This is a genomic window from Agromyces sp. MMS24-JH15 (assembly GCF_043518605.1).
Taxonomy (GTDB): domain Bacteria; phylum Actinomycetota; class Actinomycetes; order Actinomycetales; family Microbacteriaceae; genus Agromyces.
This window is the reverse complement of the sequence record NZ_CP171358.1, coordinates 2,772,538-2,797,737: the sequence shown is the minus strand read 5'-3', so window position 1 is coordinate 2,797,737 and position 25,200 is coordinate 2,772,538. Positions and strand designations below refer to the sequence as shown.

Sequence of the window (25,200 nt, the reverse complement as noted above, 5' to 3'; positions counted from 1 at the left end):
GTGGTGCCGTGCATACTGGTGGTGGATCGAAAAAGACGAGTAACGCGCTAAATCAGCCACGGGAGGCGAGCATGACGAGCATCGAGTCGGCGAACAACCAGGACCCCACCCTCTTCTGCATCTACGTCGGCGGGCCGCGCGACGGCCTGAAGACCGGCGACCTTCCCGCGAGCCTGTCCGGCCGGCCGCTGACCGGCATGGTGGCGAAGCTGCCGTTGGCCCAGCCCGCGGCGTACAGCGTCTTCGCGGTGTACGAGTGCGTCGGCGAGACGCAGGTCGACGGATTCTGGCAGTTCGTGTACCGCGGGCTCGAGGGGCCGAATGGCGAGCGCCTCGTCGCCGCGCCGATCGTGACCCGCGCCGTCACCGAACCCGCCGGGGCCGCCGAATGAGCGCGGGGTTCGCCCACGTCGGGCCACTCAAGCCCGTCGACGTGCCCGAGGATCGCTGGGCGGGGCATCCGCTGCTGCGTCTCGTCCACGTCGGCGACGACGGGGTCGTCGACTGGCGGATGCCCGCCGCGAACGGGTACGTCCACGCGAAGCGGATCGCGACGCTGCAGCACGTGAAGTTCACGACGGACGGGCGGGGCGAGCGGATCGCCCGGATCCCGCCGCGGCTGAACCACGACTGGTTCGTCGACGACCGCACCGATGCGCACGCGCCGGCCCCGATCGTCGGGCGTGCTCGTGACCTCGAGCGGTTCTACGAACTGAGCTGGGAAGCGGAAATCCACTTCGGCTTCGTCGCAGCCCGTACCGACGACGCCGGCGTGCGGCGCTACTTCGAGTGGATCCACGGGATCTGGGTCGAGGTGCCGCTCGACCGGTGGCTCACGATCCGCGACGCCGAGGCGCCCGACGAACTCGACCACCGGGCGATGACCGAGCGCTTCCCGGCCGAACTCGCGGCCCCGCGCTTCGAGCGCTCCGAGTCCGACCCGCGCATGACCGACGTCGACGGACTCGTGCAGTCGGCGCGGGCCGAGGCGATCGCCTCGATCGCGCACCGCGCCCAGACCGACAAGCTCGGCGCCGCGTACATCGACCACCCGGCCCGGGTCGCGGGGCGATTCGACGCGGTCGATCAGCCGATCGAGCGTGCGGCGGCCTGGCTGCACGACGTGCTCGAGGACACCGACCTGACCGCCGGCGACCTCCTCCAGGCCGGCATCCTTCCCGAGATCGTCGAGGTCGTCGCCGTGCTCACCCGGCCCGGATTCCCGTGGCAGGACGGCGACTACTCCCAGCGGGTGCGCGGCAACCCCCGGGCGCTGCGGGTGAAGGCCGCCGACCTGGACGACAACAGCGCGCCGTGGCGCACGCGGCGACTCGACGAGGCCACCCGAGAGCGGCTCGCCGCGAAGTACCGGGCCTCCCGGGCAGCGCTCGGACTCGACGCGGGCGAGCACTCCGCAGCGGAGGCGACGGTGGATTCGCCGTCGGACCGGGCGTGAACCTCACCGACGTGCGGCGTGGGCGCGAGCGGGCCGACGGCCACGCCCGCGGCCGCGCCGTCGCCGTCGCCGTCGCCACATCATCGGCGGCCGCGGCCCCAGCCGCCGCCCCGGTCGCCCGCGAGGAAGTCCCCGCGGACGTGCTGCACCTCGTCCACTGGACCGGGTGCACGCAACAGGGCGCGGACTGGCTGCGGACCTGGTGCGACATCGCCGTGGAGCCGTCCGGCCAGCGGACCTCATCCGGTGCCGGGCAGCGCAAGCCGGTCTGTGCCGACTGCGCCGCCGCTCCAGGATGCCCCGTGTGCGGGGCCGCGGCGGACGAACTGACCTGACACCCGGCCGCGCCGGCAGCACCCGTCGCGAGGCATCCGTGCCGCGACCCCGAGTACCGCCACGACCGTTCATGCCCGAGACTCGACCCGAGGAGACCCCATGACCACGACCCCCTTCCGCCTCGACCGCGCCGTCGGCGCGGTCCTCGCATCCGCCGCCGGCGACGCGCTCGGCTCCCAGTACGAGTTCGGACCCGCGCTGCCCGACGACGCACCCGTCACGTTCGGCATCGGCCACTTCGGCCACGCCGAAGGCGAGTGGACCGACGACACGAGCATGGCCGTCCCGCTGCTCCAGGCCCTCGCCCGCGGCGAATCGCTGAACGACGCGATCGTCCTCGGGCGCATCCCCGCCGAGTGGCGCGAGTGGGCGCGAACGTCACGCGACGTCGGTGCGCAGACCCGCGCGGTCCTCGCCCGCCTCCCCGAGCACACGACCGAGGATGCCTCGCGCGCCGCCGCCGAAGCCGAGCACCGCGGCGCGGGCCGATCGGGCGGCAACGGATCGCTCATGCGGACCGGACCGATCGCGCTCGGCTACCTCGCCGACGGTGCCGAGGCCGCGCTCGTCGATGCGGCCGGCCGGGTGGCCCGCCTCACGCACTGGGAGGACGACAACGTCGACGCGACCGCACTCTGGTGCCTCGCGATCCGCCACGCGATCCGCACCGGCGACCTCGACGTCCACGCCGGCCTCGTGCACCTTCCCGCCGAGCGCCGGGCCCGCTGGTCGGCGCTGATCGACGAGGCGCTCGTCCCCGGCGCGCACCCGCGCGACTTCAGCGCCGACAACGGGTGGGTGGTCCGCGCATTCCAGGCCGCGCTCGCGGCCGTGAACGGCGCATCCTCCCTCCCCGACGCGCTCGAACGCGCGGTGCGCGGCGGCAACGACACCGACACCGTCGCCGCGATCGCGGGCTCGCTCGCGGGCGCGCGGTTCGGCGGCAGCGCGGTCCCGCTCACCTGGCAGCGCCGCCTGCACGGATGGCCCGACCTCCGCGCCGAGGACCTGATCCGCCTCGCGGTGCTCGCCGCGCGCGGCGGCTCCCCCGACGCCATCGGCTGGCCGACCGCGACGTCGGCGCACCGACCCGGCTTCCGGCACACCCCGGCGCGCCGGCATCCGCACGACGACGGCGTCTGGCTCGGATCGCAGTCGGCGCTCGCGGACCTGCCCGAGGGGGTCGACTTCGTCGTCTCGCTCTGTCGGATCGGCACCGACGAACGCCCGGCCGGGATCGACGGCCTCACCGTCTGGCTCATCGACGAGGACGGCGCCAACCTCGACACCGACGGCGTGCTCGCGGACACCGCCGACCTCATCGCCGACCTCCGCGCGGACGGCCGACGGGTGTTCGTGCACTGCGCCGAAGCGCGCAGCCGCACCGCGGCCGTCGCCGCCCTGTACAGCGCCCGGCACCGGGACATCCCGATCACTCGGGCTTGGCGCGTCATCGAAGCGACGCTGCCGGACTTCGCCCCCGCGCCGTTCCTCCGCGCCGCCGTCGACCGCGTCGCCGCGGCATCCGCCGCGACCTCGACTCCCCCAGCCCGCAAGATCGTCTACATCGACCTCGACAACACGCTCGTCGATTTCCCCTCGGCCTTCGACCGCGTCGCCCCCGAACTGCTCGAGGAGTACACGGACCGCAGGGACGAGATCCCCGGCATCTTCGCCCTCATGGACCCGATGCCGGGCGCCATCGAGGCCTACCGGCAGCTCGCAGCCGTCCACGACGTGTACATCCTCTCCACGGCGCCCTGGCTCAATCCGTCGGCCTGGAGCGACAAGCTCGAGTGGGTCCAGCGCCACCTCGGCGTCGAGAAGGGCACGCCCGCGTACAAGCGGCTCATCCTCTCGCACCACAAGGACCTCAATCGCGGCGACTACCTCGTCGACGACCGCCCGAACAACGGCGCCGACCGCTTCGACGGCACGTGGCTGCACTTCGGGCCGGGGAACGCGTTCCCGACGTGGGAGTCCGTGACGGGCTACCTGCTGGGCGGGGCGGCGGTCGTGTAGTCGAGGATCGCGACCGAGTCCGCCGGCGTCGCACGACAACGGGTCGATGAACCCCGTCTGCGAGCGGGGCCACCAACAGAACGGTGGTGGACTTCGCGTTGGCCGTTCCGCTCGGATTCCGATGCGCACATCATGCGCAGGGTGCCCACCGAGCGAAGGCACGGGCGCCGCCTCGCGCCTGCGAAGCCGCCTCGCCCGGGTCGTCGGCTACAGCAGGCCGAAGATGCCGACCCTGTACGTGCTTCCGACGCTGTCGCGCAGCGGGATGTAGTCGACGGTCGGGCGCGGAATCCACGCGGCGAACACGGTGCGTTGCATCAGCGCCATGGCGTTCAGATCGAGCCATCCGAGGAACTCGCCCAGACGGAGCTTGTCACGCCAGGAGAACACGACGAGCCAGGCAAGGACTCCGACGGGGAGCAGGACCCAGAGGGCGAGACCTCGGAAGAGGAGCAGCGCGACACCCACCGGGAATCTGAGGGTCGATTGCAGGCCGTCCTTCGACTCTGTGCCGTGATCGGGCCGCCGCATGCACAGATGCTATCGACGCAGGTCGCGCAACCGTCACATCGCGCGAGGCTCGACCTGGCGTTCGCCGTCGGGGAGTCGCTCGGCTCGCATCGTGGCGTCACCCGGTACACACCAGCGCAATGAATCAGGGGCCGCCTCCGACATTCTCGGAAACGGCCCCTGATCTGCCTATTTGCTGGTCGGGCTGACAGGATTTGAACCTGCGACCCCTTGACCCCCAGTCAAGTGCGCTACCAAGCTGCGCCACAGCCCGATGCCCCGGTTCCCCGAGGCAACTCGTCAATCATAGCGTGCCCGGCGGGGTGCTTCGTGCACGTGCGAACCGCTCGGCGCGCGGCTCGTCGTCCACTCCGTCCCCGGCCCCGGCGACGAGCACCGCCAACCGATCCGCGACCGCCGCGACGCCGCGCTCGAACGCCGCTCGGTCCGCAGGATCCACCGCCTCGAGCAGCGCCCTGCCGAGCTCTGCCTGGTCGCACCGCATGCCGGCCATCAACTCGACGGCCGGGTCGGTCAGCACGACGAGCACCGCGCGTCGGTCGCGCGGGTGCGGCGTGCGGCGCACGTAGCCGCCGGCTTCGAGTGCGTCGACGAGCCCGGTCACGTTGCGGGGACTCACCTCGAGCGCGGCGGCGAGCGCGTGCTGCGTCATCGGCCCCACATGCTGGATGACCCGCAGCACGCGCAGCCGCGACGGCGTGAGCGTCGTGCCGCGGACGACGCGCGCGAGGTCCTTGTCGAAGAGGTCGCCGATGCGGAGCAGCCGGTCGAGCACGCTGGGTTCCACATCGTGAAGCTAGCGGATCGTTACCTTGCTTCACCATTCGAGCACGCGTCAGCGGCGGGGCATCCGCGCACCGGGGCATCCGCTCACGCGGGCACTCACCTGCCGCCGTATCCTGACCGGATGCGCCTCTGGAGCCTCCACCCCCGCTACCTCGACGCCGCGGGCCTCGTGGCGGCGTGGCGCGAGGCCCTCCTCGCCCAGAAGGTGCTGGCCGGCCTGACGACGGGCTACACCGCCCACCCGCAGCTCGCCCGCTTCCGCGGACGCCCGGCCGAGGCGATCGGCACGTTCCTGCACGGGCTCGCCGACGAGGCGGATGCCCGTGCGTACCGATTCGACCGAACCCGCATCACTTCGGGCCGCGACGATTCGCTGCGCATCCCCGTCGCCGACGGCCAACTCGCCTACGAGTGGGCGCACCTGGTCGCGAAGCTCGCGTCCCGCTCCCCCGGCCGGCTCCGAGAACTCGGTGTGGATGACCCGGCCGCGGTCCTTCCGGACCCGCATCCGCTCTTCGTGGTCGTTCCCGGGCCGGTCGAGGCGTGGGAGGTCGTCAGGCCGGTTCCCTGACCGCAGGCGCACCCACCCGGTACCGCGATCGCCCCAGCCGGAGCCCGCCTCGATGTCGGCCGCCGGGGCTATCGTGGCCGCATGTCCGACGACGGATTCCGCATCGTTCCCGCGAACACGGTCCCGTTCGCCGACGTCGAGGCCGTGTTCGGCACGCGCGGCGACGCGGCGCACTGCTGGTGCCAGTGGTACAAGGTTCCGAAGAGCGAATGGCCCATGCCCGACGACGATCTCCGGCGGAGGCTCTCCGAGCAGCTCGCCGAGCCGGCCTCGAACGCGGGCCTCCTCGCCTACGACGGTGCGACGCCCGTCGGCTGGTGCGCGATCGAACCCCGCATGCACCTGCCGCGACTGCGCCGGAGCCGACTGATCGCCGACGGGTCGAGGAACCGCGACCTCGACGATCCCGACGTGTGGTCGCTGACCTGCTTCGTCGTCCCGCGCGAGCATCGCCGTCGAGGCGTCGCCGGCGCCCTCGCCGACGCCGCCGTCGAGCACGCCCGCCAGCACGGCGCGCGCACGATCGAGGGCTATGCGATCGACCCCGCGGCGCGCACGAACGTCGCTGCGGCCGACCTCTTCGTCGGCACGGTGACGATGTTCGTCGGCGCCGGGTTCGAAGTGGTCGCGCGTCCCACGCAGGGGCGTGCGGTGATGGAGGCGCGGATCGAGGCCTGAACCCGCGCCTCAGTCCTCCCCCGCCGCGACGACGTCCGCGCACGCCCGGAACGACCGCCACGCGTCGGGCAGCGCCTCGATCCGCTCGGTCGCCGCACGGAACGCCGAGGCCGCGATCGCGGGATAGTCGTCGACCGGTTCGCCCGCGTCGCGCGCCGCGGTCTCGGCCCGTTCGACCTGGAGGGCGAACAGCAGCGCGTCGCGATGGTCGCCCAGCACGTCCTGCACGTCCTTCGCCGCGGCCGCGAGCGCAGCGGCATCCTCGCCGAGCACGGCGGCCGGGCCGGCCGTCACGGCTTCGCCGACGTAGCGGAGCCGGCGCGCGGCCCGCCGCAGCCGGTGCAGTGAGTCGAGGTCGCCGAGCGCGCGGCGGGCCGCGCGCCGCACCCGGCGTGATTCGGCCACGAGGAGCGCCCGCAGCCCCGCCTCGGCGGACGAGTCGGCCGGCCCGCCCGCGCCCCCGGTGTACGGGGGCTCCCCGACGAACGCCGCGAGCGCATCGTGCGCCGAACCGTCGGCCGCGATGGCCTCGACGAGTCCGGCGTGCGCCTCGCGGTAGCGGGCGCGTTCGCGCACGATCAGCCGCTCGACGGCGGCGGCATCCGCGCCCACACCGACGTGCTCCTCCGCGTGCCGGATCCGCACCTCGAGGTCGCGCACCTCCCCGAGGTCGTCGCCGAGTCGCTCGAGGTGGGCGCGCACGTCGTCGGCGGCACCGTCGGCGAAGTACGGCCGCGACGCGGCGAGCAGGCTGCGGAGCCTGCGGACGAGGATGCGCGCCTGGTGCACGCCGTCGGGATCGTCCGCGGCGGCCGCACGCTCGAGCGCGGGCAACTCGGAGGCGTAGCCCGAGAGCGCTGCCACGAGCGCCGCGCCGGTGGTGCGTGCGTCCTCCCCCACAGGTGAGAGGCTAGCGCGGACCCCGCGTCGAGCGTTCGATCCCGACCGCGTCCGGGCGGTAGCGTCGAGGAGACGAAAGGACCATCGGATGACCCGCACGACCCAGCTCCGCCGCTACGAGCTCAAGCCGCACCTCGTCGAGGCGTTCCTCGAATGGTGGCCGACGACGCTCGTCCCGGCCCGCGAAGCGGCCGGATTCCGCATCGAGTTCGCCTACTTCGACCCCGAGGTCCGCGAGTTCACGTGGGCTGTGAGCACCGAGGGCGACGCCGAGGACTTCGCCCGCATCGAGGCGGCGTACAACGCCTCCGAGGGGCGCGCGGCCGCGTTCGCGGGCCTGTCCGAGGGCTGGACGGACGCGAGCCGCATCGCGATCGTCGAGCAGGTCGCCTGACCGCCGGCTCGGAATACCGCCGGCCGCGAACGCCTTGGCTCACAGTGTGACTGACTCGAACGCCGCGGTCGGCTTCCGCTCCGAGCGCGGCCCCGTCCTCATCTCGCTGATGCTGGCGACGGGGCTCATCGCGATCGACGCGACGATCCTCGCGACCGCGGTGCCGAGCATCGTCGGCGAGCTCGGCGAGTTCGAGCAGTTCCCGTGGCTCTTCTCGGTGTACCTGCTCGCACAGGCGGTCTCCGTGCCGATCTACTCGAAGCTCGCGGACACCGTCGGGCGCAAGCCGATCATCCTGTTCGGGGTCGGCCTGTTCCTGCTCGGGTCGATCCTGTGCGGGTTCGCGTGGAGCATGCCCGCGCTCATCGCGTTCCGCGTCGTGCAGGGCCTCGGCGCGGGCGCGGTGGCGCCCATGTCGATGACGATCATCGGCGACATCTACTCGGTCGCCGAGCGTGCGCGCGTGCAGGGGTACATCGCGAGCGTCTGGGCGATCTCCTCGGTCGTCGGGCCGGCGCTCGGCGGCGTGTTCAGCCAGTTCACGTCGTGGCGGTGGATCTTCCTGGTGAACATCCCGCTCGCGCTCATCGCGGGCTGGATGCTCACGCGTTCGTACCACGAACAGATCGAGCGCAAGCGCCACCGCATCGACGTCGCCGGCGCGATCCTGCTCACGCTCGGCCTCACGCTCGTGATCCTCGGCCTCCTCGAGGGCGGGCACGCCTGGCCGTGGGCGTCGTGGCAGACCGCGGCGGTCTTCGGGATCGGGCTGGTCTCGCTCGTCGTCTTCGCCTTCGTCGAGCGTCGCGCCGCCGAGCCCGTGCTCGACCTGTCGATCTTCACGCGCCGCCTGATCGCGACGACCACGCTCGTGGCGGTCGGCGTCGGCGCGGTGATGATCGGCGTCACGTCGTTCATCCCCACCTACCTCGAGAACGCGAGCGGCGTGGTGCCGCTCGTGTCCGGCGCGGCCGTCGCGGCGCTCACGCTGGGCTGGCCGCTCTCGGCATCGCTGTCGGGGCGGCTGTACCTGCGGATCGGCTTCCGCGCGACGGCCGTCATCGGCGCGCTCGTCACGCTGACCGGATCGATCGCGCTGTCGTTCCTCGCGCCCTTCCCGAACCCCTGGTCGATCGCCGGCGTCGCGTTCGTGATCGGCTTCGGCCTGGGCTGGGTCGCGGCCCCGAGCCTGATCGCGGCGCAGTCGTCGGTCGGGTGGAGCGAGCGCGGCGTGGTCACCGGCGCGAACGCGTTCGCGCGCTCCGCGGGCAGCGCGGTCGGCGTCGCGGTGTTCGGCGCGCTCGCGAACGCGGTGTTCGCCGCGAACCCGGGCGGCGTCCAGGAGCCCGAGGTCGTCGAGGCCGCGTCCGGCGCCGTGTTCATCGGCATCGCGGTCACGGCCGCGCTCATGCTCGTCGCGGCGATCGCGATCCCCGCGATCCGCGCCGAGCACCTCGAGGGCGACGCGCAGGAGGCGGCCGACGCGCAGGACGAGCAGGTCGCCGCGCCGGAGCGCGCCGCCTAGGGCTCAGCCTTCGTCGATCCGCACGCGCTTCACGCGCGCCGTCGCGCCGCGGACGATCGCGACGCGGCTGCGCGGCACGCCGAAGTGCACTGCGAGCGCGGCGACGACGCCGTCGTTCGCGGCGCCGTCGACCGCACGCTCCTGCACGTGCACGACCCAGTCGGCGACGGGGTCCGACTCGAGCGCCTCCACGAGCGGACCCTTCCGGCTGCCGGGCTTCACCCGGATCGTGAGATCCACGGCGCCGGCCCCGGTCAGCGCTTGCGTTCGCGCCGCTCGCGGATGCGCATGTTCACGACGATCGGCGAGCCCTGGAACCCGTAGATCTCCCGGAGGCGGCGCTGGATGAACCGGCGGTACGCCGGGTCGAGGAATCCGGTCGTGAACAGCACGAAGGTCGGCGGCCGGTTCGAGACCTGCGTGCCGAACAGGATGCGCGGCTGGCGTCCGCCGCGCACCGGGTGCGGGTGCGCCTGCGTGAGCTCGGCGAGGAAGGCGTTGAACTTGCCGGTCGGGACCCGGGTGTCCCACGACTCGAGGGCGAGTTCGAGCGCCGGGACGAGCTTCTCCAGGTGCCGGCCGGTCTTCGCCGAGATGTTGACGCGCGGCGCCCACGAGACGTGGTGCAGGTCCTGCTCGATCTCGCGCTCGAGGTAGCGGCGACGGTCCTCGTCGAGCTGGTCCCACTTGTTGTAGGCGAGCACGAGCGCGCGGCCCGACTCGAGCACGAGCTCGATGATCCGGACATCCTGCTCGCTGATCGGCTGGGTCACGTCGAGGAGCACGACCGCGACCTCGGCCTTCTCGAGCGCGGCCTGCGTGCGCAGCGACGCGTAGAAGTCGGCGCCGTGCTGCAGGTGCACGCGACGCCGGATGCCCGCCGTGTCGACGAAGCGCCACACCTTGCCGCCGAGCTCGATCTGCTCGTCGACGGGGTCGCGCGTCGTGCCCGCGAGCTCGTTCACGACCACGCGCTCCTCGCCCGCGGCCTTGTTCAGCAGCGAGCTCTTGCCGACGTTCGGCCGGCCGAGGATCGCGACGCGCCGGGGCCCGCCGATCTCCTGCTTCGCGACGGCCGAGGTCTCGGGCAGCACCTTGAACACCTCGTCGAGCAGGTCCGCGACGCCACGGCCGTGCAGGGCCGAGACGGCGTACGGCTGGTCGAGCCCGAGGTTCCAGAGCGCGTGGATCTCGGGCTCCTGGCGCGGGTCGTCGATCTTGTTGGCGACGAGGAACACCGGCTTCTGCGCCTTGCGGAGGAGCCGCACGACGTGCTCGTCGGTCGCGGTCGCGCCGACCATTGCGTCGACGACGAAGAGCACGACGTCGCTCAGGTCGATGGCGACCTCGGCCTGGGCCGCGACGGAGGCGTCGATGCCCTTGGCGTCGGGCTCCCAGCCGCCGGTGTCGACGAGCGTGAACCGGCGGTCCATCCACTCGCCCTTGTACGAGACGCGGTCGCGCGTGACGCCGGGGGTGTCCTCGACGACGGCCTCGCGGCGGCCGAGGATGCGGTTCACGAGCGCGGACTTGCCGACGTTCGGCCGGCCGACGATCGCGATGACCGGGAGGGCGGGAAGGTACGTGACGCCGTCGTCGCCGAACTCGGCCTGCTCGAGCAGCTCGAGGTCCTCGTCGTCGAGTTCGTAGTCGTCCAGGCCCGTGCGCAGCGCGGCGGCCCGCTGGTCGGCGAGCTCGTCGTCGACGTCGGCGAGTCGCTCGGCGAGGTGGTCCTCGGCCGCATCGAACTCGGGCGCATCGAACTCGGGCGCGTCGAATTCGTCGTCGCGGTCGGTCATCGTGTCTCCTCAGTCATTCGGGCACGCTGCAACGACGTGCGGCGCGCTCCCCCGGGTCCATTCAACCAGTGACGGCTGAGAGCGAGCGGATGACGCCGATCACGGCCGCCACCGTCCCGTCGAAGTCGAGCTCGGTCGAGTCGACGGTTGTGACGCCGTCGGCGGCGTTCATGAAGTCCACGACCTTCGAGTCCGCCTCGTCGCGGCGGCGCAACTGCTCGCCGGTCATCGACTCGGGAACGTCGACGAGTTCGGCCGAGCGGCGGGCGATGCGCACCTCCTCGGACGCGGTGAGCAGGATCCGCACGGCGGCGTCCGGTGCGACGACGGTCGTGATGTCGCGGCCCTCGACGACGATGCCGGGCCGGCGCTCGTCGGCGATGTGCGCGCGGAACACCTCGATGAGGTGGTGGCGGACCGCGGGCACGCGTGCGACGCGGCTCACGATCGACGAGATGTGCGGCTCGCGGATCGCGAGCGTCACGTCGGTCGAGCCGACGTGCACCGCGTACCCGGCGGGGTCGGTGCCGATGCGGTAGTCGAAGGACGGCAGGCACGCGGTGACGGATGCCTCGTCGTCCGTGTCGATGCCGCTGGCCTCGACGTGCCAGGCGAACGCACGGTACGCGGCGCCCGTGTCGAGGAATCCGAAGCCGAGTTCGCGCGCGACCGCCTTCGAGACGCTCGACTTGCCGCTTCCGGCGGGTCCGTCGACGGCCACGACGAGGGGGTGGTGCACGGGGGCGTGCACCTGGGCGTGCTCAGGGGCGTTCACGTTCAACCTGCGATCCGCCAGCCGCGGGCGGCCAGCTCGGTGGTGAGGCGGGAGGCCGCCTCGGGGAGGACTGCGATCTCGGCGAGACCGACCTGGCGGCCCGGCGAGTGCTCGAGGCGGAGGTCCTCGAGGTTCACCCCGATCTCGCCGATCTCCGCGAGGAGCCGGGCGAGCTGGCCGGGGCGGTCGTCGACCATCACGATGACGGTCGTGAAGCGCTTGTCGGTGCCGTGCTTGCCGGGCAGGCGCTCGACGCCGGTGTTGCCGCCCGCGAGCTCCTCCGCGATGCGGCGTCGCGCACCGGTGGCGCCGGGGTCGGCGAGCGCGTCGATGAAGCGGTCGAGGTCGTCGCGGTAGGCGACGAGGATGTCCCGGACGGACACCGCGTTGGCGCCCAGGATCTGCACCCAGAGGTCGGGGTCGCTCGCGGCGACTCGCGTGACGTCCCGCACGCCCTGTCCGGCGAGGCCGAGGGATGCCTCGGTCGCGTCGATGAACCGCCGCGCCATCAGGCTCGAGACCACCTGCGGGACGTGCGAGATCAGCGCGACGCCGCGGTCGTGCTCCTCGGGCGTCATCTCCACGAGGGTGGCGCCGAGGTCGAGGATGAGGTCGTCGACCGCGCTCGCGCGCTTGTAGCTGATGTCGTCGTGCGCGGCGACCACCCACGGGCGCCCCGCGAACAGGTCTGCTCGCGCGGCGAGCGGCCCGCCGCGCTCCCGACCGGCGAGCGGGTGCGAGCCGAGGTAGCGCGAGACGTCGGCGCCGCGTTCGCGGAGCTCGGCGAGGATGCCCGCCTTCACGCTCGCGACGTCGGTCACGATCGCGTCGGGGAAGGCCGCGAGCTCGGCGGCGACGACCGCGGCGGTCACGTCCGGCGGCACGGCGACGACGACGAGCTCGGGGCGGTCGTCGGGCGATGCCGGCCGCCCGGCGCCGAGATCGACCGCGAGCGCGACGTGCGTCGGCGAGGCGTCCGCGAGGATCACGTCGACGCCGCGCTGCCGCAGCCCGAGCGCGACGCTCGTGCCGAGCAGGCCGGCGCCCACGACTCGCACGGGGCCGGTGAGTCGAGACTCGACCACGTCAGTCCGTTCCCTTCCGGCCGGCTTGCGGCGTCGCCGGGTCGGAGCCGGCGGAGCGCGCGATGGTGAGCAGCTGGCCGCGTTCCACCTTAGTCAACTCGCGCAGCTGTCCCGAACGGAGCGTCCCGAGGTGCAGCGGGCCGAACTGGCGTCGGACGAGCTCGATGACCGGATGCCCCACGGCGTCCATCATCCGGCGGACGATCCGGTTCCGCCCGGAGTGGAGCGTGAGCTCGACCATCGTCGACGTCGCGTCGCCCTGCGCCTGCAGGATGCGCGCGCGGTCCGCCCGGATCGGGCCGTCCTCGAGCTCGATGCCCTGCCGGAGCTGCTGGATCGCCTGCGGGTGCACCCGACCGCGCACCTTCGCGATGTAGGTCTTCTCGACGCCGAACGACGGGTGCGCGAGCACGTGCGCGAGCTCCCCGTCGTTCGTGAGCAGCAGGAGTCCGCTCGTGTCCTGGTCGAGTCGGCCGACGTTGTAGACGCGCTCCTCGAGGTCGTCCGTGAAGCGGCGGAGGTCCGGGCGACCCTGTTCGTCGCGCATCGACGAGACGACGCCGCGCGGCTTGTTGAGCATGTAGTACCGCTTCGCGGTGTCGAGCTGCACCGCGACGCCGTCGACCGTGACCTGGTCGTGCTCGGGGTCGACCCGGCTGCCGAGCTCGGTGACGACCTTCCCGTTGACGGTCACGCGCCCGGCGACGATGAGTTCCTCCGACACGCGGCGGCTCGCGACGCCCGCGGCGGCGAGCACCTTCTGCAGGCGCTCGCCCTCGGTCGACCTCCCGCCGGTTCCCTGCTCAGGCGTGTTCAAGGTCGAATCCTTCCTGTCCGTCGTCCAGCAGCGGCGAGATCGGGGGAGCTCGTCGAGCGAGTTCACGCCGAGGTGCTGGAGGAGTTCGTCGGTCGTGCCGTAGAGGATCGCGCCCGTCTCCGGGTCGGTGTCGACCTCGCTGATGAGCCCGCGGCCCACGAGCGTGCGCACGACGCTGTCGACGTTCACGGCGCGGATCGACGCGATCGCGGGGCGCGAGATCGGCTGCTTGTACGCGACCACGGCGAGCGTCTCGAGGGCGGCCTGCGAGAGCCGGGTCGACTGCTGCGTGAGCACGAGCGACTCGACGACGACGTCGTACTCGCTCCGCACGTAGAACCGCCAGCCCCCGCCGACCTCGCGGAGTTCGAAGCCGCGGCGGATGCCCCGCCCGCCCGGCTCCGACTCGACGTCGGTGCGCGGCTCGCCCGAGGGCCCCTCGCCGTCGTAGTCGGCGACCAGGCGCGCGATCGAGGCGCGGACCTCCGCGACCGGGCGCGCGACGGCCGCGGCGAGCGCGACGACGCCGAGCGGCTCGTCGGCGATGAAGAGGATGGCCTCGAGCGCGCGATCGAGGTCGAGCCTGGGCTGTCCCGGCACGTCGAGCGGTGCGGCGACCGAGCGCTCGGGCCCGGGCTCCGGCTGCGGCTCCGGCTCCGGCTCCGGGGCATCCATCGGCGCGTCGGCGCCGCCGAGCTGGTCGTCGGGTTCATTCGTCATAGTCGGCTCCCAGGTTCTGGAGGTTCCGTTCGTCCCAGTCCTCGCCCGCGGCCCAGCGCAGCGTGAGCTCACCGAGCGGCTCGAGCTGCTCGAACCCGATCGCGGCGTGGCGGTACAGCTCGAGCACGGCGAGGAAGCGCGCGACCACGACGCCCGGACGGTCGACGCCCGCGATGAGCTCCCGGAAGGTCCGGGTGCCGCCGCGGCGGAGCACCGCGACCACGTGCGCGGCCTGCTCCCGGATCGACACGAGCGGCGCGTGGAGGTGGCCGAGGCCGACGACCGGGACCTCCTTCGGCGTGAGGGCGAGCGTCGCGAGCGCGGCGAAGTCCTCGGGCGTGAGGGTCCAGCGCAGCTCGGGGTCGCGATTGCGGAACCGGTCCTCGAGGCGGACCGTGCGCGGGTGCCGCCGCGATTCGGCCTCGAGGTGCTCGGAGAACCAGCGCGACGCCTCCTTGAACGCGCGGTACTGGAGCAGCCGGGCGAACAGCAGGTCCCGCGCCTCGAGGAGCGCGACGTCCTCGGCGTCGACGAGTTCGCCCTGCGGCAGGAGCCCGGCGACCTTGAGGTCGAGCAGGGTCGCCGCGACGACGAGGAACTCGCTTGCGCGGTCGAGCTCCTCGGCGGAGTCGAGGCCCCGCAGGTAGGCGATGAACTCGTCGGTCACCTTCGACAGCGAGACCTCGGTGATGTCGAGCTCGTGCTTCGAGATGAGGGACAGCAGCAGGTCGAAGGGGCCCTCGAAGTTCGTCAGCGCGACGCGGAACCCGGGCGCACCCGGCTCACCCGGCGCATCCGCCGTGCTCGGCCGCGCCTGACGGCCGGATGCTTCGCCCTCGACGCGCCGCTGCGCCTCAGGCGACCGAGCCACGGAAGACCAGCTCCCTGGCGAGTTGGCGATACGCCCGGGCCGCCTGGTGCTCGGGAGCGAACTCGGTGATCGGCGTCGCTGCGACGGTCGCGTCGGGGAACTTCACGGTGCGCGTGATCACGGTCTCGAGCACGTCCTCGCCGAACGCGTCGACCACGCGCTCGAGCACCTCGCGCGAGTGCAGCGTGCGCGCGTCGTACATGGTCGCGAGGATCCCGTCGAGCGTGATCGCCGGGTTGAGGCGGTCGCGCACCTTGTCGATGGTCTCGATGAGCAGGGCCACGCCGCGCAGCGCGAAGTACTCGCACTCGAGCGGGATCACGACGCCGTGCGCGGCGGTCAGCGCGTTGACCGTGAGCAGCCCCAGCGACGGCTGGCAGTCGATCAGGACCACGTCGTAGTCGTGGGAGACCTTCCGGAGCACGCCCGCGAGGATCTGCTCGCGCGCGACCTCGGTGACGAGGTGCACCTCCGCGGCCGAGAGGTCGATGTTCGCCGGGATCACGTCGAGCCCGGGCGTCGCGGTCCGCTGGATCGCGTCCTTCGGGTCGACCGTGCGCGAGAGCAGCAGGTCGTAGATGGTCAGCGCGTCGTGGCTGCGGACCCCGAGGCCCGCCGACAGCGCGCCCTGCGGGTCGAAGTCGACGGCGAGCACGCGGCGGCCGTACTCGGCCAGTGCCGCGCCGAGGTTGATGGTCGTGGTCGTCTTCCCGACCCCGCCCTTCTGGTTGCACAGCGCGATGATGCGCGCCGGGCCGTGCGCGCCGAGCGGTGCGGGGTCCGGGAACTCCCGCAGCGGCCGACCGGTCGGGCCGAGCTCCGGATCCAGCGAAGGGACTCCGTCCGCCAGTTCCTGCGTCTGCTCGATCACCGATCCATCTCCTTCGTGCCCGGCCGCAGGGGCCGCGCTTGGACGATTCTAACGAGCGCGGGGGTGGGCCAGCGTGTACATCTCTCGGAGTGTGTCGGCTGTGACCAGCGTGTAGATCTGGGTGGTCGCCACCGAGGAGTGCCCGAGCAGCTCCTGCACGACCCGGACATCCGCACCGCCGGCGATCAGGTGGGTCGCGAAGGAGTGCCGCAGCGTGTGCGGGGAGACGGATGCCTCGAGCCCGGCGCGCTCCGCGGCATCCCTGATCACCGACCAGGCCGCCTGCCGCCCGAGCCGCCCGCCGCGCGCGCCCAGGAAGAGCGCCGGCGTCGACCGGCCGCGCACCGAGAACACGGGCCGGGCACGCACGAGGTACGCGGACAGCGCGGCGTGCGCGTAGCTGCCGACGGGCACGATGCGCTCCTTGCCGCCCTTGCCGACCAGGCGCACGACACCCTCGTCGTCGAGGTCGTCGACGTTGAGTCCGACCGCCTCGGTGACGCGCGCTCCGGTCGCGTAGAGCAGCTCGAGCAGGGCCCGATCGCGCAGCTGCCCGGGTTCTTCGCCGCCCGCGGCCTCGAGGAGCGCCTCGACGTCCTCGACGCTGATCGCCTTCGGCAGGCGCTTGGCCTGCTTGGGCGGCGCGAGGTCGCGGCTCGCGTCGACCGCGACCGCACCCTCCTCCAGGAGGAATCGGTGGAGCCCGCGGACCGCGCTGATCGTGCGCGCGACGGACGCGGTCGACAGCGGCGGCACGCGTTCGGCGACGAGGTGGTGCGGGAACGCCGCGAGGTCGGCTTCGGTCGCTGCGAGCGGGCTCGGGATACCCCTGCCCTCGAGCCAGCGGACGTACCCGTCGAGGTCCCGCCGGTAGGCCTGGAGCGTGTTGCGGGCGAGGCCGCGCTCCACCGCGAGGTGGCGGAGGTAGTCCTCGACGGCCGCCGGCATCAGCCCGTCGCGCCCGTCCTGCGTCCGCGCGCCGCGGCGGCGGCGAGGACCGCGACCGCGAGCGGCCCGTTGCGGAGCCGGCCCTCCAGGACCGCGTCGACGCACTCGTCGAGCGGCACGCGGCGCACCTCCATGTCGGCCTCCTCGCCTTCGCGCGCGAAGGCCTGCGGGGCCTCCGCGAGTCCGCGGGCCAGGTAGATCCGGATCGTCTCGTCACTGCCGCCCGGCGTGGTGTGGAAGTCGACGAGGAGCGACCAGTCGGCCGCGACCAGGTCGACCTCCTCGGCGAGTTCGCGCTTGGCGGTGTCGAGCGGATCCTCGCCCGCGAGGTCGCGCAGCCCCGCGGGGATCTCCCAGTTGCGCGAGCGGATCGGATGCCGGTACTGGCGGATCAGCACGATGCGATCGTCGTCGTCGACCGCGAGCACGCCGACGGCGCCCGGGTGGGCGACGAAGTCGCGGACCAGCTGCTCGCCGTCGTACTCGACCGCCTCGCGGCGGACATCCCAGATGCGCCCGTCGAACACGACCTCCGAGTGCAGCACCGGCAGGTCGACCGAGAGGTCGGCCAGCGGCGTCGCCGCTTCGGCCTCAGCCATTCTGGACGTCGTCGAAGAGGAGGCTCGCCTGCTGGCGCTCGAGCGCCGCGGCCACGAGTCCGCGGAACAGCGGGTGCGCGTGGTTCGGGCGGCTGCGCAGCTCGGGGTGCGCCTGCGTCGCGATGTAGAACGGGTGCACCTCGCGCGGGAGCTCGACGAACTCGACGAGGTGGCGGTCGGGCGAGAGTCCCGAGAACACGAGGCCGGCCGCCGCGATCTGCTCGCGGTAGCGGTTGTTGACCTCGTACCGGTGGCGGTGGCGTTCGGAGACCTCGGTCGCGCCGTACAGCTCGGCGGCCAGCGATCCCTCGGCGAGCGCGGCCGGGTACAGCCCGAGCCGCATGGTGCCGCCCAGGTCGCCACCCGCGATGATCTCGACCTGCTCCTCCATGGTCGCGATCACGGGGAACTCGGTGTCGGGGTCGAACTCACTCGAGGATGCCCCGGGCAGCCCGGCGACGTGGCGCGAGTACTCGATGACCATGCACTGCAGGCCGAGGCACAGCCCGAGCACCGGGATGCGGTGCTCGCGGGCGTACTGGAGCGCACCGAGCTTGCCCTCGATGCCGCGCACGCCGAACCCGCCGGGCACGCAGATGCCGTCGAGGTGGGCGAGGTGCTTCTGCGCGCCCTCGGGCGTCTGGCACTCGTCGGACGGGATCCACTCGATCCTGACCTTCGCGTCGTTCGCGAACCCGCCGGCGCGCAGCGCCTCGGTGACCGAGAGGTACGCGTCGGGGAGGTCGATGTACTTGCCGACCAGGCCGATCGTGACCTCGTGCCCGGGGTCGTGCACGACCTGCAGCAGGTCGCTCCAGCCGGACCAGTCGACGTCCCTCGCCTTCCCGTCGAGCCCGAGGGCCTCGATCAGGTAGGCGTCGAGGCCCTGGTCGTGGAGCATCGTCGGGATGTCGTAGATCGACGGCACGTCGACCGCGTTCACGACCGCGGCCTCGTCGACGTCGCACATGAGCGCGATCTTCCGCTTGTTCGCCTCGGTCACCGGGCGGTCGCTGCGCAGCACGAGCGCGTCCGGCTGGATGCCGATGGAGCGGAGCGTGGCGACCGAGTGCTGCGTCGGCTTGGTCTTCTGCTCGCCGGACGCGCCCATGAACGGCACGAGCGAGACGTGCACGAAGAAGACGTTCTTGCGCCCGAGCTCATGGCGCACCTGGCGTGCCGATTCGATGAACGGCTGCGACTCGATGTCGCCGACGGTGCCGCCGATCTCGGTGATGATGACGTCGGGCTTGGGCGTCTCGGACGCCTGCAGTCGCATGCGCCGCTTGATCTCGTCGGTGATGTGCGGGATGACCTGCACGGTGTCGCCGAGGTACTCGCCACGGCGCTCCTTGGCGATGACGGTCGAGTAGATCTGTCCCGTCGTCACGTTCGCGGCCTGCGACAGGTCGATGTCGAGGAACCGCTCGTAGTGGCCGATGTCGAGGTCGGTCTCGGCCCCGTCGTCCGTCACGAACACCTCGCCGTGCTGGAACGGGTTCATCGTCCCGGGATCGACGTTGAGATACGGGTCGAGCTTCTGCATGACGACCCGGAGTCCCCTGGCCGTGAGCAGGTTGCCGAGGCTCGCCGCCGTCAGTCCCTTGCCCAACGAAGAAACGACACCACCGGTCACGAAGATGTGCTTGGTCGTGTCGTTCGAATTGTCTGCACCGCGTTCTACCACCACGGGCTTATAGCCTAACCCACGATCTTGAGCGTTCGCCCAGCCTTTCGAGGCGTGTCGGTTCCACGGATGCCCCGCCGCCCGATTCCCGGACGCTCAGGCCGCCGGTGCGGCCGCGATCTCGAGGAGTTCGCGCGCGTGCGCGATGCCGCTCTCGGAGTCGGCGAGGCCCGACAGCAGGCGTGCCATCTCGGCCTCGCGCTCGCCCCCGGTGAGCTGCCGCACGCTCGAGGCGGTCACCTGCCCGTCGGTGCCCTTCACGACGCTGAGGTGGTTCGTCGCGAACGCGGCGACCTGGGCGAGGTGCGTGACCACGATGACCTGCGACCGCTCGGCCAGTCGCGCGAGGCGCCGCCCGATCTCGATCGCGGCGGCACCGCCCACGCCGGCGTCGACCTCGTCGAACACGAAGGTGGGCACGGGGTCGGCCGCGGCGATGACGACCTCGATCGCGAGCATCACGCGGCTGAGCTCGCCACCGGATGCCCCGCGCGACACGGAGCGCGGCTCGGCGCCGGGGTGCGGGCGGAGCAGGATCTGCACCTGGTCGCGCCCGTGCGAGGTCGGCTCGGCCGATTCCTCGACGCGGACCGCGAGCTCGGCGTCGGGCATCGCGAGCGCGGCCAGTTCGACGGTCACCGCCGCGGACAGCCGCTCCGCGGCCGAGCGCCGGAGTTCGGTGAGCGCGGTCGCGAGTTCGTCGACGCGCTGCGCCGATTCCGCGACGGATGCCTCGAGCTCGGTGATCCGGTCGTCGTCCCCGTCGAGTTCGACGAGCCGGAGCCCGCCGTCCCGGCGGAACGCCAGGACCTCGTCGAGCGAGCCGTGGCGCCGCACGAGCGCCCCGAGCACGGCCCGCCGCTCCTGCACGGCCTCGAGCTCGCGTGCACCGTCGGCGTCGAGGCCCGCGAGGTACCCCGAGAGCCCGGCAGCGGCGTCGGCGAGCAGGAACACGGCGTCCTGGAGGCTCGCGGCGAGCGGCGCGAGTTCGGCGTCGTGCCCCGCGACCCGCTCGAGGTGGCGCTTCGCGCTCTCGACGAGCGCCACCGCGTCGGGCGTGTCGTCGATGGATTCCTCGGCCGAGACCAGTTCGCGCGCGGTCGCGGCCGCGACGCGGAGGTCCTCGAGGTTCGCGAGCCGTTCGGCGCGCTCGGCGAGCTCGAGGTCCTCGCCGGGCTGCGGGTCCGCACCCTCGACCTCGTCGAGCTCGCGTCGCAGCTCGATCGCCTCGCGCGCCCTGGCGTCGTGCGCGCTGCGGAGATCGGCGAGTTCCGCGGCATCCGCGCGCCAGGCCGAGAACGCGGCACCGTACTCGACGAGGACCGCCTGCAGGTCGGGTCCGGCGAACCGGTCCAGGGCTTCGCGCTGCGCGGCCGCCGACCTGAGCCGTTGCTGGTCGGCCTGCCCGTGGACGACGACGAGGTCGTCGCCGAGGTCGGCGAGGACGCCGACGGGCGCGCTCCGTCCGCCGACCACCGCGCGGCTGCGTCCCTCGGCCGAGACCGAGCGCCCGAGCAGCAGCTCGCCGGCCTCGATCTCGCCGCCCGCGTCGGCGACGCGCTCGCGGACGGCCTCACGTGCTTCCGGCAGGTACCAGCGGCCCTCGACCCATGCCTGCTTCGCGCCCGAGCGGATCGTGCCCGCATCGGCACGCGCGCCGAGCAGGAGCCCGAGGGCCGTGACGACCATCGTCTTGCCGGCACCGGTCTCGCCCGTCACCGCCGTGAACCCGGGCCCGAGCGGGAGCCGGGCCTCGGCGATCACGCCGAGGTCGCGGATCCCGAGTTCCTCGATCATCGCGCGCCCGCTCCTCGTCCGCTCGGGCCGCGCCAGCCGGTGACCGGCAGCGCGAACTTGCTGACGAGCCGGTCGGTGAACGGCGCTTCGTGCAGTCGGGCGAGTCGCACCGGGACATCGGAGCGGGTCACGACGACGCGCGAGCCCGTCGGCAGGTCGAACATGCGTCGGCCGTCGCTCCACAGGACCGCGGCGGTTTCCGTGCGCTGGAGCACCTCGACCGCGAGGGTCGAGTCGGGCGCGACGACGATCGGGCGTGCGAACAGGGCGTGCGCGCTGAGCGGCACGAGCAGCATGGCCTCGACGGTCGGCCAGACGATCGGTCCGCCGCCCGAGAACGAGTACGCGGTCGATCCGGTCGGCGTCGACATCACCACGCCGTCGCATCCGAAGGACGACAGCGGTCGCTGGTCGACCTCGATCACGACCTCGAGCATCCGCTCGCGCTCGGCCTTCTCGACGGTGACCTCGTTCAGCGCCCAACCGTCGTGGAGGACCTCGGAGCCGCGCTCGACCCGGACCGCGAGCGTCATCCGCTCCTCGACCGCGTAGTCGCGTGCGAGCGCCCGCGAGACCGTGTAGCCGAGGTCGTCGCGCTCGCTCTCCGCGAGGAAGCCGACGTGCCCGAGGTTCACGCCGAGCAGCGGGACGGGGTGCGCCCTCGTGAGCTCGGCGGCACGCAGGATGGTCCCGTCGCCGCCGAGGATGATCGCGAGCTCGATGAGCGCCGGATCGACCTCCTCCATTCGGCGGAGCCGGCCGTCCACGTGGGGAATGCTCGCATGCACCTCGTCCCACTGGTCCGCGGAGATCACGGGCACGGCGCCGGCGTCGAGGAGCTGCGTGCAGACCTCCTCGGTCGCGTCGAGCGCTGCGCTCCGGCCCGTATGGGCGACCACGAGGAAATGACGTGGTTCGTTCACGCGGGGGCGCCTCCTGCCAGCAGTTCGACTCGACTCATCCATTCTGTCGGATGCCCCCCGACACCGGACCCGAGGTGCACGAGGAACTCGCGATTCCCGTGGGTGCCGGCGATCGGGGAGGAGATCACGCCGCCCGTGCCGAGGCCGAGGTCGAAGCCCGCCCAGAGCACGCCCATGACGGCTTCCGACCACAGCGCAGGATCCCGCACGACCCCCTCGCGGACCCCGCCGCGCCCGACCTCGAACTGCGGCTTGACGAGGAGGACGAGGTCGGCGCCGGGCTCCGCCGTCGCGACGAGCGCGGGAAGGACGGTGACGAGCGAGATGAACGAGAGGTCCCCGACCACGAGCGACGGTCGCGTGTCGACGCCGGTCAGGGCGGCGAGGGATGCCGCATCCAGCGTGCGCACGTTGCATCCCTCGACCAGCACGAGCCCGGCGGCCGCGCGCAGTTCCGGCGCGAGCTGGCCGTGGCCGACGTCGACCGCGAGCACCGTGCGCGCCCCGCGCTCGAGGAGGACCTGGCTGAACCCGCCGGTCGAGGCGCCCGCGTCGAGCGCGACCCGGTCCGCCGGATCGACCGCGAACGCGTCGAGTGCGGCGACGAGCTTGTGCGCGGCCCGGCTCACGTAGTGGTCGGGCGCGTCGACCTCCAGCACCGCACCGTCGGGCACCCGATGCGACGGTTTCACGATCGGCTGCCCATCCACGCGGACGGTCCCGGCCGTGATCAACGCGGCCGCGTGGGTACGGCTCCTGGCGAGCCCCTCCTCCGCGAGCGCCGTGTCCAGGCGACGGTCTGCCATCGGATCAGCCGTCGCCGCGCGACGGGTCGGAATGCTCGAGCGCCTCGCGCAGCCGGTCCGCGAGCTCTTGGTACCCGCCCGCACGCTCGGCGAGCGGGCGACCCTCGATCCCGTCGAGCGCCCCGGCGACGTCGATCGCGTCGTCGTCGATCGGGTCGTCGCCGATCGCGTCCGCTCCGATCGCGCCCGATTCGTCGCCGTCGGCTGCCTCGTCGTTGCTCACGCGCTCCACGCTACCCGAGCAGCCGCCGCGGCCCTGCGCGCGCGGTGGCGGGTCACGCCGTCAGGCGCGCCGGAACGTCGAGCGCGTGGATCGGCGTTCCCGACTCCCAGATGAGCGCGCATGCCGCGCGAAGGAGGTCGACGCCGTCGCCGGCGAGCACCTCGACCCGCCGTCCGTCGAGCCGGACCCTGGCCTCGCCGACGCGCACTCCCCCGCGACCGCGTTCGACGGCGGGGTACGGCAGGTGAAGCTCGCGCAGGTCGCCCAGGATGTACGTCGGCCGCATCGAGGCGTCCGCGGCGAGCACCTGCTTGGCCCGGTCGATCCCCGTGAGCACCACGGCGGACTGCATGCCGGCGCGGTTCGCACCGAGGATGTCGGTGTCGAGCCGGTCGCCGACGACGAGCGGATGCCCCGCCCCGAAGCGCTCCCTCGCGACCTCGAAGATCGGCGTCTCCGGCTTGCCCGCGACGAGCGGGAACCGGCCGACGGCGGTGTGCACCGCCGAGACGAGCGTGCCGTTGCCCGGCGCGATGCCGCGAGCCACCGGGATCGTCCAGTCCATGTTCGTTGCGATCCAGGGGATCCCGTGCTCGTCGGCGAAGCCGCCCGCGTTGAGCGCGAACGCCGCTTCCGCGAGTTGCGTCCAGCCGAGGTCGGGCGCGAAGCCCTGCACGACCGCGTCGGGGCCGTCGTCGGCCGACCGGGTGACCCGGTAGCCGTGTCGTTCGAGCTCGGTGACGATGCCCTCGCCGCCGACCACGAGCACGAGCGCACCAGGCTCGACGACGCCCGCGAGCAGTCGCATCGCCGCCTGCGGCGAAGTCACGACGTCATTCGGCTCGACCGTGAGGCCGAGTTCGACGAGGTGGGCCGCGACCGAGGCGTCGCTCCGCGACGCGTTGTTCGTGATGTAGCCGACCGCGCGGCCGTCCTTCGCCCGGTTCAGGCTCTCGACGGCGTGCGGGATCGCGTCCGGACCCTTGTAGACGACGCCGTCGAGGTCCGCGAGCACCGCGTCGACGCCGTCGAGCGGCGTCGGAGCGTCAGTCCGCGTTCGGAACAGGCCCATCGGCCGCGTCCCCCTCGTCGCCCGCGGCGAGTTCCGCCGCGTCGGGTGCCGTGCCTTCGCCGGCAGCGTCGAGCCCGGCCGTCTCGGCGAGGATCGCCGCGACCTCGGGCTCGATCGCGTCCTCAGGCGCCGCCTCGGGCTCGATCGCGCCCTCAGGCGCCGCCTCCGGCTCGGTTGCCGCTGCCGCTGCCGCTGCCGGGGCATTCGACGCGCTCTCGGCCTCGTCGCTCGCCTCGGTCACGTCTCCAGCGTCCGCCTCGGACTCGGCGGGCTGGTCGACACCGGCCTCGTCGACACCGGCCTCGGCCTCGTCGATCACCGCGGCCTCTGAATCAGTTGCCGTGACATCCGCCTCGTGCTCGGCCGACTCGTCTGCGTTCGCCCCGTCGGCGCCCGCCTCGCCTTCAGCGTCCTCGTCGGCGTCCGCCTCGATCTCCTCGATCTCGTCGACTTCCTCGATCTCCTCGATCTCGTCGACTTCCTGGATCTCCTCGATCTCGTCGATCTCGTAGACGTGGAACACCTCGGCGTCGGCCGCCGCCTCGAGCGCGGCCTCGGCGCGCAGCGCACGACCGCGCCACTCGGATGCCTCCGCCCCGCGGCCGAGCTCGTCGAGGACTTCCGCGTACGCGCCGAAGAGCGCCGGGCTCCAGCTGAACGCGCGCTCGGGGTCGAGCTGCGGGATCTCGAGCTCCGCGAGCGCGAGCTCGGGCTGCCCGAGGTCGAGCCGCGCGCCCGACATGGCGATCGCGAGCGAGACCTGGACCTGCACCGCCAACGTCGCGCGATCCACCGATCGCCCGAGCTCCAGCGCACGATCGGCTCGGCCGACGCCGCGCTCGCTGTCGACCATCAGGGGAAGCTGGTCGTCGCGACCCGAGATGCGCCGGTAGGTCCGGAACTCCCGGAGCGCGAGCGCGAAATCGCCGGTCTCGTAGGCCGTGATCGCCAGGGTCTCGCGGACCACCGCGACGCGCCCGCCGCGGCGAGCCGCCGCGAGAGCGTGCC

At 72.7% G+C, this 25,200-nt stretch carries 27 protein-coding genes, 1 tRNA gene and 1 pseudogene; 8 read left to right on the top strand and 21 right to left on the bottom strand.

From position 1 onward, the window contains the following. The first annotated feature begins 71 nt into the window (after nucleotides 1–71). The 4 genes from ACDF64_RS12730 to ACDF64_RS12715 all read left to right on the top strand — a co-directional run bounded on the left by ACDF64_RS12730 (nucleotide 72) and on the right by ACDF64_RS12715 (nucleotide 3,814). Entirely contained in the window at nucleotides 72–392 is a 321-nt protein-coding gene (locus ACDF64_RS12730; RefSeq protein ID WP_394551725.1) for a hypothetical protein, read from the top strand. Then, the gene (locus ACDF64_RS12725) at nucleotides 389–1,456 is read left to right on the top strand and encodes a hypothetical protein (protein ID WP_394551724.1); all 1,068 of its coding nucleotides are present in this window, start codon (nucleotides 389–391) and stop codon (nucleotides 1,454–1,456) included. Before ACDF64_RS12730 ends, ACDF64_RS12725 begins: the two co-directional genes overlap by 4 nt. Beyond that, a complete protein-coding gene (locus ACDF64_RS12720) occupies nucleotides 1,453–1,791 on the top strand; it encodes a hypothetical protein (protein WP_394551723.1) in 339 nt (112 codons plus the stop codon). The genes ACDF64_RS12725 and ACDF64_RS12720 overlap by 4 nt, the downstream gene beginning before the upstream one ends. Nucleotides 1,792–1,891: 100 nt before the next feature. After that, nucleotides 1,892–3,814 carry an ADP-ribosylglycohydrolase family protein gene (locus ACDF64_RS12715; protein WP_394551722.1) on the top strand — a complete coding sequence of 641 codons (1,923 nt, stop codon included), beginning with the start codon at nucleotides 1,892–1,894 and terminating at the stop codon, nucleotides 3,812–3,814. A gap of 207 nt (nucleotides 3,815–4,021) precedes the next feature. Here the strand turns inward: ACDF64_RS12715 and ACDF64_RS12710 are convergent, their stop codons facing one another. The 3 genes from ACDF64_RS12710 to ACDF64_RS12700 form a co-directional block, all read right to left on the bottom strand. Further along, on the bottom strand, nucleotides 4,022–4,345 hold the full coding sequence (locus ACDF64_RS12710; protein WP_394551721.1) for a hypothetical protein: 324 nt from the start codon (nucleotides 4,343–4,345) through the stop codon (nucleotides 4,022–4,024). A 176-nt stretch (nucleotides 4,346–4,521) separates the two neighbouring features. Then, nucleotides 4,522–4,598, bottom strand: a tRNA-Pro gene (locus ACDF64_RS12705). A gap of 30 nt (nucleotides 4,599–4,628) precedes the next feature. After that, a complete protein-coding gene (locus tag ACDF64_RS12700; protein WP_394551720.1) occupies nucleotides 4,629–5,132 on the bottom strand; it encodes a MarR family winged helix-turn-helix transcriptional regulator in 504 nt (167 codons plus the stop codon). 120 nt (nucleotides 5,133–5,252) lie between these two features. Between ACDF64_RS12700 and ACDF64_RS12695 the strand changes: the two genes are divergently transcribed. Further along, entirely contained in the window at nucleotides 5,253–5,702 is a 450-nt protein-coding gene (locus ACDF64_RS12695; RefSeq protein WP_394551719.1) for a pyrimidine dimer DNA glycosylase/endonuclease V, read from the top strand. A gap of 81 nt (nucleotides 5,703–5,783) precedes the next feature. Beyond that, entirely contained in the window at nucleotides 5,784–6,380 is a 597-nt protein-coding gene (locus ACDF64_RS12690) for a GNAT family N-acetyltransferase (RefSeq protein ID WP_394551718.1), read from the top strand. 9 nt (nucleotides 6,381–6,389) lie between these two features. Here the strand turns inward: ACDF64_RS12690 and ACDF64_RS12685 are convergent, their stop codons facing one another. After that, a complete protein-coding gene (locus tag ACDF64_RS12685; protein ID WP_394551717.1) occupies nucleotides 6,390–7,280 on the bottom strand; it encodes a CHAD domain-containing protein in 891 nt (296 codons plus the stop codon). Nucleotides 7,281–7,368: 88 nt separating this feature from the next. Here ACDF64_RS12685 and ACDF64_RS12680 point away from each other — a divergent pair, with 88 nt between their 5' ends. Both ACDF64_RS12680 and ACDF64_RS12675 read left to right on the top strand, forming a co-directional pair. Further along, on the top strand, nucleotides 7,369–7,674 hold the full coding sequence (locus ACDF64_RS12680; protein WP_394551716.1) for a hypothetical protein: 306 nt from the start codon (nucleotides 7,369–7,371) through the stop codon (nucleotides 7,672–7,674). 46 nt (nucleotides 7,675–7,720) lie between these two features. Next, the gene (locus ACDF64_RS12675) at nucleotides 7,721–9,199 is read left to right on the top strand and encodes an MDR family MFS transporter (RefSeq protein ID WP_394551715.1); all 1,479 of its coding nucleotides are present in this window, start codon (nucleotides 7,721–7,723) and stop codon (nucleotides 9,197–9,199) included. Between the two features lie 3 nt (nucleotides 9,200–9,202). On the opposite strand, the gene ACDF64_RS12670 is transcribed toward ACDF64_RS12675, so the two are convergent. The 17 genes and pseudogenes from ACDF64_RS12670 to ACDF64_RS12590 form a co-directional block, all read right to left on the bottom strand. After that, on the bottom strand, nucleotides 9,203–9,439 hold the full coding sequence (locus ACDF64_RS12670; RefSeq protein WP_394551714.1) for a DUF167 domain-containing protein: 237 nt from the start codon (nucleotides 9,437–9,439) through the stop codon (nucleotides 9,203–9,205). Nucleotides 9,440–9,453: 14 nt separating this feature from the next. Next, complete coding sequence (der, locus tag ACDF64_RS12665; RefSeq protein ID WP_394551713.1) at nucleotides 9,454–10,998, bottom strand: ribosome biogenesis GTPase Der; 1,545 nt, start codon at nucleotides 10,996–10,998, stop codon at nucleotides 9,454–9,456. A gap of 61 nt (nucleotides 10,999–11,059) precedes the next feature. Continuing rightward, nucleotides 11,060–11,773, bottom strand: coding sequence for a (d)CMP kinase (gene cmk / locus ACDF64_RS12660; protein WP_394551712.1), 714 nt, complete (start codon nucleotides 11,771–11,773; stop codon nucleotides 11,060–11,062). A gap of 2 nt (nucleotides 11,774–11,775) precedes the next feature. After that, complete coding sequence (locus ACDF64_RS12655; protein ID WP_394551711.1) at nucleotides 11,776–12,858, bottom strand: prephenate dehydrogenase; 1,083 nt, start codon at nucleotides 12,856–12,858, stop codon at nucleotides 11,776–11,778. A 1-nt stretch (nucleotide 12,859) separates the two neighbouring features. Next, nucleotides 12,860–13,675, bottom strand: a complete 816-nt coding sequence (locus ACDF64_RS12650) for a pseudouridine synthase (protein ID WP_394555141.1) — start codon at nucleotides 13,673–13,675, stop codon at nucleotides 12,860–12,862. 51 nt (nucleotides 13,676–13,726) lie between these two features. After that, nucleotides 13,727–14,350 (bottom strand): annotated as a pseudogene (locus tag ACDF64_RS12645) (SMC-Scp complex subunit ScpB); the annotation flags it as partial. A gap of 34 nt (nucleotides 14,351–14,384) precedes the next feature. Continuing rightward, entirely contained in the window at nucleotides 14,385–15,266 is an 882-nt protein-coding gene (locus ACDF64_RS12640; protein ID WP_394551710.1) for a segregation and condensation protein A, read from the bottom strand. Further along, nucleotides 15,250–16,134, bottom strand: coding sequence for a ParA family protein (locus ACDF64_RS12635; protein WP_394555139.1), 885 nt, complete (start codon nucleotides 16,132–16,134; stop codon nucleotides 15,250–15,252). Before ACDF64_RS12635 ends, ACDF64_RS12640 begins: the two co-directional genes overlap by 17 nt. A gap of 51 nt (nucleotides 16,135–16,185) precedes the next feature. Continuing rightward, nucleotides 16,186–17,085 (bottom strand): site-specific tyrosine recombinase XerD, encoded by a 900-nt coding sequence (gene xerD, locus ACDF64_RS12630; protein ID WP_394551709.1) that lies wholly within the window; start codon nucleotides 17,083–17,085, stop codon nucleotides 16,186–16,188. Continuing rightward, nucleotides 17,085–17,684: an NUDIX domain-containing protein gene (locus ACDF64_RS12625; RefSeq protein ID WP_394551707.1), complete on the bottom strand. Its 600-nt coding sequence runs from the start codon at nucleotides 17,682–17,684 to the stop codon at nucleotides 17,085–17,087. Before ACDF64_RS12625 ends, xerD begins: the two co-directional genes overlap by 1 nt. After that, a complete protein-coding gene (locus ACDF64_RS12620; protein WP_394555137.1) occupies nucleotides 17,677–19,371 on the bottom strand; it encodes a CTP synthase in 1,695 nt (564 codons plus the stop codon). The genes ACDF64_RS12625 and ACDF64_RS12620 overlap by 8 nt, the downstream gene beginning before the upstream one ends. Nucleotides 19,372–19,467: 96 nt before the next feature. After that, on the bottom strand, nucleotides 19,468–21,168 hold the full coding sequence (gene recN, locus ACDF64_RS12615; protein ID WP_394551705.1) for a DNA repair protein RecN: 1,701 nt from the start codon (nucleotides 21,166–21,168) through the stop codon (nucleotides 19,468–19,470). Next, nucleotides 21,165–22,091 carry an NAD kinase gene (locus ACDF64_RS12610; protein WP_394551703.1) on the bottom strand — a complete coding sequence of 309 codons (927 nt, stop codon included), beginning with the start codon at nucleotides 22,089–22,091 and terminating at the stop codon, nucleotides 21,165–21,167. Before ACDF64_RS12610 ends, recN begins: the two co-directional genes overlap by 4 nt. Beyond that, a complete protein-coding gene (locus ACDF64_RS12605; RefSeq protein ID WP_394551702.1) occupies nucleotides 22,088–22,897 on the bottom strand; it encodes a TlyA family RNA methyltransferase in 810 nt (269 codons plus the stop codon). The genes ACDF64_RS12610 and ACDF64_RS12605 overlap by 4 nt, the downstream gene beginning before the upstream one ends. A 4-nt stretch (nucleotides 22,898–22,901) precedes the next feature. Beyond that, entirely contained in the window at nucleotides 22,902–23,120 is a 219-nt protein-coding gene (locus ACDF64_RS12600) for a hypothetical protein (protein WP_394551700.1), read from the bottom strand. 52 nt (nucleotides 23,121–23,172) lie between these two features. Then, the gene (locus ACDF64_RS12595; RefSeq protein WP_394551699.1) at nucleotides 23,173–24,192 is read right to left on the bottom strand and encodes an HAD-IIA family hydrolase; all 1,020 of its coding nucleotides are present in this window, start codon (nucleotides 24,190–24,192) and stop codon (nucleotides 23,173–23,175) included. Beyond that, on the bottom strand, nucleotides 24,167–25,159 hold the full coding sequence (locus ACDF64_RS12590) for a hypothetical protein (protein WP_394551698.1): 993 nt from the start codon (nucleotides 25,157–25,159) through the stop codon (nucleotides 24,167–24,169). Before ACDF64_RS12590 ends, ACDF64_RS12595 begins: the two co-directional genes overlap by 26 nt. Between the last annotated feature and the right edge of the window lie 41 nt (nucleotides 25,160–25,200).

Excerpts from the sequence above, each read along its gene's own strand:
- ACDF64_RS12710 (WP_394551721.1), bottom strand. The coding sequence starts at position 4,345 with ATGCGGCGGCCCGATCACGGCACAGAGTCGAAGGACGGCCTGCAATCG.
- ACDF64_RS12730 (WP_394551725.1), top strand. The coding sequence starts at position 72 with ATGACGAGCATCGAGTCGGCGAACAACCAGGACCCCACCCTCTTCTGC.
- ACDF64_RS12715 (WP_394551722.1), top strand. The coding sequence starts at position 1,892 with ATGACCACGACCCCCTTCCGCCTCGACCGCGCCGTCGGCGCGGTCCTC.
- xerD (WP_394551709.1), bottom strand. The coding sequence starts at position 17,085 with ATGCCGGCGGCCGTCGAGGACTACCTCCGCCACCTCGCGGTGGAGCGC.
- ACDF64_RS12605 (WP_394551702.1), bottom strand. The coding sequence starts at position 22,897 with ATGGCAGACCGTCGCCTGGACACGGCGCTCGCGGAGGAGGGGCTCGCC.
- ACDF64_RS12725 (WP_394551724.1), top strand. The coding sequence starts at position 389 with ATGAGCGCGGGGTTCGCCCACGTCGGGCCACTCAAGCCCGTCGACGTG.
- ACDF64_RS12690 (WP_394551718.1), top strand. The coding sequence starts at position 5,784 with ATGTCCGACGACGGATTCCGCATCGTTCCCGCGAACACGGTCCCGTTC.
- ACDF64_RS12680 (WP_394551716.1), top strand. The coding sequence starts at position 7,369 with ATGACCCGCACGACCCAGCTCCGCCGCTACGAGCTCAAGCCGCACCTC.
- ACDF64_RS12695 (WP_394551719.1), top strand. The coding sequence starts at position 5,253 with ATGCGCCTCTGGAGCCTCCACCCCCGCTACCTCGACGCCGCGGGCCTC.
- ACDF64_RS12595 (WP_394551699.1), bottom strand. The coding sequence starts at position 24,192 with ATGGGCCTGTTCCGAACGCGGACTGACGCTCCGACGCCGCTCGACGGC.
- recN (WP_394551705.1), bottom strand. The coding sequence starts at position 21,168 with ATGATCGAGGAACTCGGGATCCGCGACCTCGGCGTGATCGCCGAGGCC.
- der (WP_394551713.1), bottom strand. The coding sequence starts at position 10,998 with ATGACCGACCGCGACGACGAATTCGACGCGCCCGAGTTCGATGCGCCC.
- ACDF64_RS12625 (WP_394551707.1), bottom strand. The coding sequence starts at position 17,684 with ATGGCTGAGGCCGAAGCGGCGACGCCGCTGGCCGACCTCTCGGTCGAC.